This is a genomic window from Agathobaculum sp. (genome assembly GCF_022775115.1).
Lineage (GTDB): Bacteria > Bacillota > Clostridia > Oscillospirales > Butyricicoccaceae > Agathobaculum.
In genome coordinates, this window is the sequence record NZ_JALFLA010000061.1 from 19,350 (window position 1) to 27,204 (window position 7,855).

7 protein-coding genes are annotated in these 7,855 nt (G+C 64.4%); 6 read left to right on the top strand and 1 reads right to left on the bottom strand.

What is annotated here, in order from left to right; genetic code table 11:
• Nucleotides 1–190 precede the first annotated feature (190 nt).
• The 6 genes from rnr to MR935_RS07680 all read left to right on the top strand — a co-directional run bounded on the left by rnr (nucleotide 191) and on the right by MR935_RS07680 (nucleotide 6,949).
• Entirely contained in the window at nucleotides 191–2,443 is a 2,253-nt protein-coding gene (gene rnr, locus MR935_RS07655; protein WP_290572451.1) for a ribonuclease R, read from the top strand.
• A 58-nt stretch (nucleotides 2,444–2,501) separates the two neighbouring features.
• Nucleotides 2,502–3,344, top strand: coding sequence for a patatin-like phospholipase family protein (locus MR935_RS07660; protein WP_290572454.1), 843 nt, complete (start codon nucleotides 2,502–2,504; stop codon nucleotides 3,342–3,344).
• A gap of 51 nt (nucleotides 3,345–3,395) precedes the next feature.
• Nucleotides 3,396–4,664 (top strand): uracil permease, encoded by a 1,269-nt coding sequence (gene uraA, locus MR935_RS07665; protein ID WP_290572456.1) that lies wholly within the window; start codon nucleotides 3,396–3,398, stop codon nucleotides 4,662–4,664.
• A gap of 182 nt (nucleotides 4,665–4,846) precedes the next feature.
• Nucleotides 4,847–5,791 (top strand): ROK family glucokinase, encoded by a 945-nt coding sequence (locus tag MR935_RS07670; protein ID WP_290572458.1) that lies wholly within the window; start codon nucleotides 4,847–4,849, stop codon nucleotides 5,789–5,791.
• Nucleotides 5,792–5,906: 115 nt separating this feature from the next.
• Nucleotides 5,907–6,104 carry a hypothetical protein gene (locus tag MR935_RS07675; protein ID WP_290572460.1) on the top strand — a complete coding sequence of 66 codons (198 nt, stop codon included), beginning with the start codon at nucleotides 5,907–5,909 and terminating at the stop codon, nucleotides 6,102–6,104.
• Between the two features lie 53 nt (nucleotides 6,105–6,157).
• Entirely contained in the window at nucleotides 6,158–6,949 is a 792-nt protein-coding gene (locus tag MR935_RS07680) for an HAD-IIA family hydrolase (protein WP_290572461.1), read from the top strand.
• 106 nt (nucleotides 6,950–7,055) lie between these two features.
• Here the strand turns inward: MR935_RS07680 and MR935_RS07685 are convergent.
• Nucleotides 7,056–7,855 (bottom strand): S-layer homology domain-containing protein (locus tag MR935_RS07685; protein WP_290572463.1); only part of this gene is annotated, 800 nt, incomplete at its 5' end.

Consider the following 7,855-nt stretch of genomic DNA (forward strand, 5'->3'; position numbering starts at 1 on the left):
AAACCCCCCTCGATCGTGTGTATGGTATCAGTGTACCAGAATCGCGCGCCGGGCGCAAGCGGCGGCCCCCGTTAAATGGCCGATGCTTTTTGCTGTAATTTTCCTTTTAATCCCCGCGTGGAAATGGTATACTAAAGAAAAACACCGCCGCGAAACACCGCGCCGCCACATACATAAGGAGGGGAATCGCATGAAACCGAACGAATTGCAAAGCGCGCTGTACGAGCTGCTCGCCGCGCCCCTGCGGATCGAGGAGATACGCCGCGCCCTGCCGCAAGCCGGTCGAAACGAGCTGAAGGACGCGCTCGACGGGCTGATCGCCGACGGCCGCGTGATGAAAAATAAGAAAAACCGCTATGCGCAGTCGGCGCACTACGGCTGTGTGGCCGGCACCTACCTTGCGACCGAGCGCGCGTTCGGCTTTGTCACACCCGATGCAGAGCCGGGCGCGGACAAGCCCGACGACCTGTTCATCCCGCCGAACGCGAGCGGCGGTGCGTGGCATGGAGACCGCGTGCTCGTCCGCGTGAGCGAGCGCAAAAACAGCCGCGGCCGCACCGAGGGCGCGGTGCTGCGCGTGCTGCGGCGCGCGGACAAGGAGCTGACTGGTGCGCTCGTGCAGCGCGGCAAGCACTTTTTCGTCGAGCCGTCCTCCAAAAAATACCCTGAAATTTATATCGACCCGCACGACCTCGGCGGCGCCGAGGCGGGCGACCGCGTCGCGGTCACGGTGTCGCATTACGGCGGCGAGCAGCTGCTCCCGCGCGGCACGGTGCAGGCCGATCTGGGCACGGAGGGCACAATGGCCGCGTCGATTGCCTCGGTGCTGCGTGAAAACGGCGTGTTTGACGTGTTCCCCGCCGAGGTGCTCGCGCAGGCCGAGGGCATCCCGCAGCAGGTCGAGCCTGCCGCGCTCGACGGCCGCCTTGACCTGCGGGACAAGCTGATCTTCACCATCGACGGCGACGACGCCAAGGACTTTGATGACGCGGTCTCGCTCGAGCCGCTGGAAAACGGCCATCTGCTGCTCGGCGTGCACATCGCGGACGTCAGCCACTATGTCACGCCCGGCTCGCCGCTCGACGGAGAAGCCTTTCGGCGCGGCACGTCGGTGTACTATCCGAGGCATGTCGTGCCCATGCTGCCCTTTGCGCTGAGCAACGGCATCTGCTCGCTCCGCCCGGAGGTCGACCGCCTGACCTTTTCCGCCCTGATGGAGATCGACAAGGATGGGCGGCGGCACGGCGTGACCTTTGCCAAATCGGTCATCCGCTCACGCGCGCGCATGACCTACAACAATGTCAACCAGATCCTCGCTGGGGACGAGACGCTGCGTGCGCAGTACGCTTTCCTCGCCGAAACCGCCGACCGGATGAACGCGCTGGCGCAGACGCTGCACAAGCGCCGCATCGAGCGCGGCGCGCTCGAGCTTGACATCCCGGAGGCGCAGGTCGTTGTGGACGAAAACGGCGAGCCGGCCGAGCTGCAATACCGCGCCCGGGGCGAGGCCGAGCGGCTCATTGAGGAATTTATGCTGCAAGCCAATGAGGCCGTGGCCGCATTCATGGCGGGGCGCGGCGACCCGACCGTGTACCGCGTACATGAGAATCCCGACCCGGACAAGCTGGCCGCGTTCGCCGCGTTCGCGCGGCCGTTCGGCTACCGGATCGACCCCTCAAAACCCGAGGACACTTTTCAGCTGCAAACCGTGCTGCGCGGCGCGCAAAATGACCCCGCGCAGCGCGCACTGCCGACGCTGCTGCTGCGCAGCCTTGCCCGGGCGCGGTATGCCGATGAGTGCCTTGGCCACTACGGCCTGAAGGCCAAGTTCTACCTGCATTTCACCTCGCCCATCCGCCGCTATCCCGACCTGATCGCCCACCGGATGCTGCAAAAGGCGCTCACGGGCGAGGCGTTCACCGGCGCGGACGAGAGCATGTGCGAGGAGGCCGCGCAGCAGTCCACCGCGCGCGAATTTGCCGCCGACGCGTGTGAGCGCGATATCACCGCGCTGTTCGTCGCGCGGTATATGCAGCGCTTCATCGGAGAGGAGTTCGACGCCGAGGTTTCGGGTGTGCAGCCGTTCGGCCTGTTCGTCTCGCTTGCAAACGGCTGCGAGGGTCTGATCCGCATCGAGCTGCTCGCGGGCGACTTTTACCAGTATGACGACCAGCGCATGACGCTGACCGGCCGCCACACCGGCAAGCGCTTTACGATCGGCACGCCCATCCGCGTCAAGCTGCTCGCCGCCAGCGAGATCACCGGTCAGGTCGATTTTGCGCCCGCAGACGGTGCGCTGCCTGTCAGCCCCGTCCCACCCACGCCGCCCGCGCAGGAGGACGCACCCGTGCCTTCCGGCAACCGCGTCGCGCGCCGCCGGCAGGGCAAGGGGCGCGGCGGCTCCCGCAAAGGCAGAAAGCCCGCCACCCGCAAGCGCCGGTGAGCCGCCCCGGCGCGCCCTGTGCATACAGCATCACACAAAGAAAGGTTTTGACAGAGAAATGCCCGGCTTGATCCTAGAGGGCGGCACGTTCCGCCCCATCTTTTCCTGCGGCGTGATGGACGCGCTGCTCGACCACGGCCTGATGTTCGACTATGTGATCGGCGTCTCCGCCGGCATCACCAATGCGTTTTCCTATCTCTCCCGCCAGCGCGGCCGCAATTTAGAGGTCGTGCATCGCTACCGGCACGACAAGCGCTATCTCGGCGCACGCAACTATCTGCGCGACCGCTCGATCTTCGGCGTGGATTTTGTGTTCGATACTGTCCCAAACGAGCTGCTGCCGTTTGACTGGAACGCCTTCCACGCCTACCGGGGGCGCGTGCTGGTCGGCGTGACCAACGCCGAGACCGGCAAGGCCGAATACCTTGACGGTATGCTGCTGGACAGGCCCAGCACCATGCTGCGCGCGACTTGTGCGATCCCCATTTATTTTCCGCCTGTCGAGATCGGCGGCAGCATCTATTACGACGGCGGTCTGGCCGATCCGATCCCGATCGTCAAGGCGCTGCACGACGGCAGCACCAAAAACCTGATCGTGCTGACCCAGCCGGACAGCTACCGTAAAACGCTCTCGCGCTGCACGCTGATCGCCGTGCGTGCGCTGCGCCGCCGCTATCCACAGCTTGCCAAAACGCTGCTGAGCCGCCCCAAGCGCTATAACGATACGGTGTGCCTGTGCCGTCAGCTTGCCAAAAAGCAGCCGGGGCGCACGGTGCTGCTCCAGCCGCCGGAAAAGCTCGACAGCTTTGAAAAAGATCTGGACAAGCTCGACCGCGGCTATCAAATGGGCTATCAGCTGGCCTGCGCGCGCATGGACGATATCCGCCGCCTGTTCGCCTGACCGCCGGGAGCGCGGCGTCCCGCTCGACCAAGAAAGAAAGGGTAAAGAGAAATGCAAAACAAAAGGATCATTCAAGTAGAGGACAAGGTGCCCGCCAAGCTGCTGATACCGCTGTCCATCCAGCATATGTTCGCCATGTTCGGCGCGTCGGTACTGGTGCCGTTCCTGTTCGGCATCAATCCGGCGATCGTGCTGTTCATGAACGGCGTCGGCACGCTGCTGTTCATCCTCATCACCAAGGGCAAGGCGCCTGCCTACTTAGGCTCGTCGTTCGCCTTCCTCGCGCCCGGTCTGCTCATCATCGAAAAATGGGGCTATCCCTATGCGCAGGGCGGCTTTGTCGTGGTCGGCCTTGCAGGCTGCGTGCTCGCGCTCATCATCTGGAAATGCGGCACCAAATGGATCGACGTTGTGCTGCCGCCCGCGGCCATGGGGCCGGTCGTCGCGCTGATCGGCCTTGAGCTGGCGGGCACGGCGGCCTCGACCGGCCAGATCACCGGTGACGGCGTGACCACCGCGACCGTCGTGACCTTCTGTGTCACGCTGGGCGCGGCCGTGCTGGGCAGCGTGCTGCTGCGCGGCTTCCTCTCGGTCATCCCGATCCTGATCGCCATTGTCTGCGGCTATATTACGGCGGTGCTTACCGGCGTTGTCAGCGGCGCGGACATCGCCGCGGCCTTCCAGCAGCCGCTGTTTCTGCTGCCAAACTTCCAAGCGCCCAAGTTCGACCCCGAGGCCATCCTCATCATGCTGCCCGTGCTGCTTGTCATCGCCAATGAGCACATCGGCCACCAGCTCGTCACCAGCAAGATCGTCGGCCGCGACCTTTTGAAAGACCCCGGCCTGCACCGCTCGCTGTTCGCGGACAACTTCTCGACCGCGCTCTCCGGTCTGATCGGCTCGGTGCCGACCACGACCTACGGCGAGAACATCGGCGTGATGGCCATCACAGGCGTGTATTCGGTGCGCGTTATCGGCGGCGCGGCCGTGCTGTCGCTTATCTCCTCGTTCATCGGCCCGCTGACCGCGCTCATCCAGACCATTCCCGGCCCGGTCATCGGCGGCATCTCCTTCTTGCTGTACGGCATGATCGGCACCTCCGGCCTGCGCATTTTGGTGGATAACCGGGTCGATTACGGCCGTAACCGCAACATGATCCTGACCTCGGTCATCTTTGTCACCGGCCTGTCGGGCGTGACGCTGCAAATGGGCAATGTGTCGCTCTCGGGCATGACGCTCGCGGCGATCGTCGGTATGCTGCTCAGCCTGCTTTTGTTCGCGTTTGACAAACTGCATCTTACGAACGATCTGGCCGAATAATCAAATATACTCTGCTGCAAGGCGGACGAAAGCCACGGCTTCCGTCCGCCTTTTCAGCGCCGCGGCAAGTGCCGATTGACTTTTCCCGCGCCATCTTCTACAATAGACATAAGAACACGGCTATGCCCTCCGTCCGGCGGAGGGGCAGCCCCAAATCAGCAAATCGAGGAGGCAGACACACCATGAAACCTTATGTATGCGGCGTGGATATCGGCGGCACGACGGTCAAGCTCGGCTTGTTTACGGACGCGGGCGAGCTGCTTGAAAAATGGGAGATACCCACGGACACGGGAGACGGCGGCGCGCGCATCCTGCCGGATATCGCCCGCTCCATTACGGATAAGCTCGCCGAAAAGCAGATCACCCCCGAGCAGGTGCTGGGTATCGGGCTTGGTGTGCCCGGCCCTGTCAGCGCGGACAGCACGGTTTTCCGGTGCGTCAACCTCGGCTGGGGCACATTCAACCTGCGCGAGCGCATGAACGAGCTGCTGCCTGCCATCCCGCACGTTGCGGCAGGCAACGACGCCAACGTCGCCGCTCTCGGCGAGCTATGGCAGGGCGGCGGCAAGGGCAGCCGCAGCGCGGTGCTGATTACGCTGGGCACCGGCGTGGGCGGCGGCGTGGTGGTCGACGGCAAGATCATCGCCGGCAAGCGCGGCGGTGCGGGCGAGATCGGCCACATCACGGTCGAGCCGGAGGAAACCGAGCCATGCGCCTGCGGCAAGCGCGGCTGCTTGGAGCAATACGCCTCGGCACAGGGCATCGTGCGGCTGGCCCGGCGTATGCTCGCCGCGAGCGACACGCCCTCGGCGCTGCGCGCGATGGACAGCTTCACTGCCAAGGATATCTGCGATTTGGCGCGCGATGGCGAGCAAATGGCGCTCGATATCGTCGACCGCTGCGCCTGCTATCTGGGGCGCGCGATGAGCTTTGTCGGCTGCCTGATCGACCCCGAGGTGTTCATCCTCGGCGGCGGCATGAGCCGCGCCGGCGCCGTGCTGACCGACGCGATCACCCGGCATTATAAGGAATATGTGCTCTTTGTCGCGGCCGACACCCCCATCGTCACCGCCTCGCTCAGCAACGACGCAGGCATCTACGGCTGCGCCAAAATGGTGCTCGGCTGAGTATCCCATACATACCCGCCCGCTGGCAGGCTTCGGCTTGCGCAGCGGGCTTTTTGTGTGCCGCCGCTTGCATAGCGCGCGCCGCGCCGCGCATACTATCCGCGAGGTGATACGCATGATACAGCAAAACGACGACGGCCTGCCGCTCGGCCTTGGCATGGCGCTGGCGCAGCAGCCGGGCGCGATGGCCGCTTTTGCCGCCCTGTCCGAGCAGGGACAGCAGGCTGTCATCGCGCAGGCGCATCAGGTGCGCTCACGCGCAGAGATGCACGCGCTGGTGGCCAGCCTGACCGACAGCGCTCCCCGCGCATAATAAACCGCCCCCGTCCGCCGCGGGCGGGCATTCCTTGGCAAAGGAGACCGGATATGAACGATAGCTTGACCGCCCTGCGCGCAAAGCGCGGCTTTATCTGCGATATGGACGGCGTGATCTACCACGGCAACCGTCTGCTGGACGGCGTGGCCGCATTTGTCGATTGGCTGCACCGCGAGAACAAGCGCTTTTTGTTTCTGACCAACTCGTCCGAACGCGCGCCCGCCGAGCTGCAGGCCAAGCTCGGCCGCATGGGACTGGATATCGGCGTTGAGCACTTTTATACCTCGGCGCTGGCCACCGCGCAGTTCGTCGCTGCGCAAAAACCCGGCGCTTCGGCCTATGTGATCGGCGCGCCCGGGCTGGTCGGCGCGCTGTACGAGGCCGGTATCGTGATGAACGACGTCGATCCCGACTATGTCATCTGCGGCGAGACCTCGGCGTATAACTACCAGACCATTCTCAAGGCGGTCGCGCTCGTGCAGCAGGGCGCGCGGCTGATCGCCACCAACTCTGACCTCACCGGCCCGTCCGAGAGCGGCATCATCCCGGCCTGCCGCGCGCTGGTCGCGCCCATCGAGCTGGCCACCGGCAAAAGTGCCTACTATGTCGGCAAGCCCAACCCGCTGATGATGCGCACCGGGCTGCGCCTGCTCGGCGTACACTCGCACGAGGCCGCGATGATCGGCGACCGCATGGATACCGATATCGTCGCGGGCATCGAGACCGGGCTGGATGCCGTACTTGTGCTCTCCGGCTGCACCAGCCGCGCCGAGGTGGAAAACTACGCCTACCGCCCGCACCATATCCTGCGCGACGTGGGCGATATCCCGCCCCCGGCGTGACGGGAAAGGCGGGTATATCACCGTCAGGCAAAGCGAAGCGGTGCCCCCCAGCCGGGGAGCACCGCTTCTTTATCATTCCCTATTTCTCATTCCAACTGTATCGCGTTTACTTAACGAGCTCGGCGCAGAAGCGCATCATCATGGTCGCCATTTCGGCGCGGGTCGTGCTGCCCTTGGGGTCGAGGTTCAGGCCACTCGCGCCCTGCTTGCCGGTGACCACGCCTGCGCCGCACGCCCACTGCATGGCCGGGATGGCGTACTCCTCGACACGTTCCGCGTCGCCGTAGGACAGGATGTTGGTGTTTTCACCCACGGATACGTCATAGCCCTTGTACTGCGCGTAGCGGTGCAGAATGGCCGCCATCTGCTCACGGGTGACCGCATTATCCGGGCCGAAAGTGCCGTCGCCGTAGCCCTTGACCACGCCGTTGACCTGCGCCCACAGCACCGCGTCATGGTAATACGCGCCTGCCGCCACATCGGAGAACGCCGTGCCGCTCACCGCGGGTGCGCCCTCGAGACGGTACAGAATGGTGGCGATCATTGCGCGGGTGGTGTTTGCAGCGGGCTTAAAGCTTCCGTCGCTGTACCCGTTCATCAAGCCGTTCTCCATGCAGAAATGCACGCCGTCGTGATACCAATCGCTGCTCTTGACATCGGTATACGGCCAGAGCGGGCAGGTTTCATCCAGCGGGCAGTTTTGATAGCCCAGCTTCCAACCCTCTGCCGATGCCGCTTTGAAGCTTGCCGCGATACTCACTGCGCCCTCCGGCATGGTGAAGGTATACTTGCCGCCGCCCACAGCGGTGACGGGCAGCTTGTTGCCGTCCTTGTCGGTGACGGTCAGGGTGTCGAGCGTGTAGCCGTCCTCCGGGGTGACGGTGATGGTGACGGTCTGACCCTTGG

Coding starts and splice junctions, on each gene's coding strand:
- rnr (WP_290572451.1), top strand. CDS start 191: ATGAAACCGAACGAATTGCAAAGCGCGCTGTACGAGCTGCTCGCCGCG.
- MR935_RS07680 (WP_290572461.1), top strand. CDS start 6,158: ATGAACGATAGCTTGACCGCCCTGCGCGCAAAGCGCGGCTTTATCTGC.
- MR935_RS07675 (WP_290572460.1), top strand. CDS start 5,907: ATGATACAGCAAAACGACGACGGCCTGCCGCTCGGCCTTGGCATGGCG.
- MR935_RS07670 (WP_290572458.1), top strand. CDS start 4,847: ATGAAACCTTATGTATGCGGCGTGGATATCGGCGGCACGACGGTCAAG.
- uraA (WP_290572456.1), top strand. CDS start 3,396: ATGCAAAACAAAAGGATCATTCAAGTAGAGGACAAGGTGCCCGCCAAG.
- MR935_RS07660 (WP_290572454.1), top strand. CDS start 2,502: ATGCCCGGCTTGATCCTAGAGGGCGGCACGTTCCGCCCCATCTTTTCC.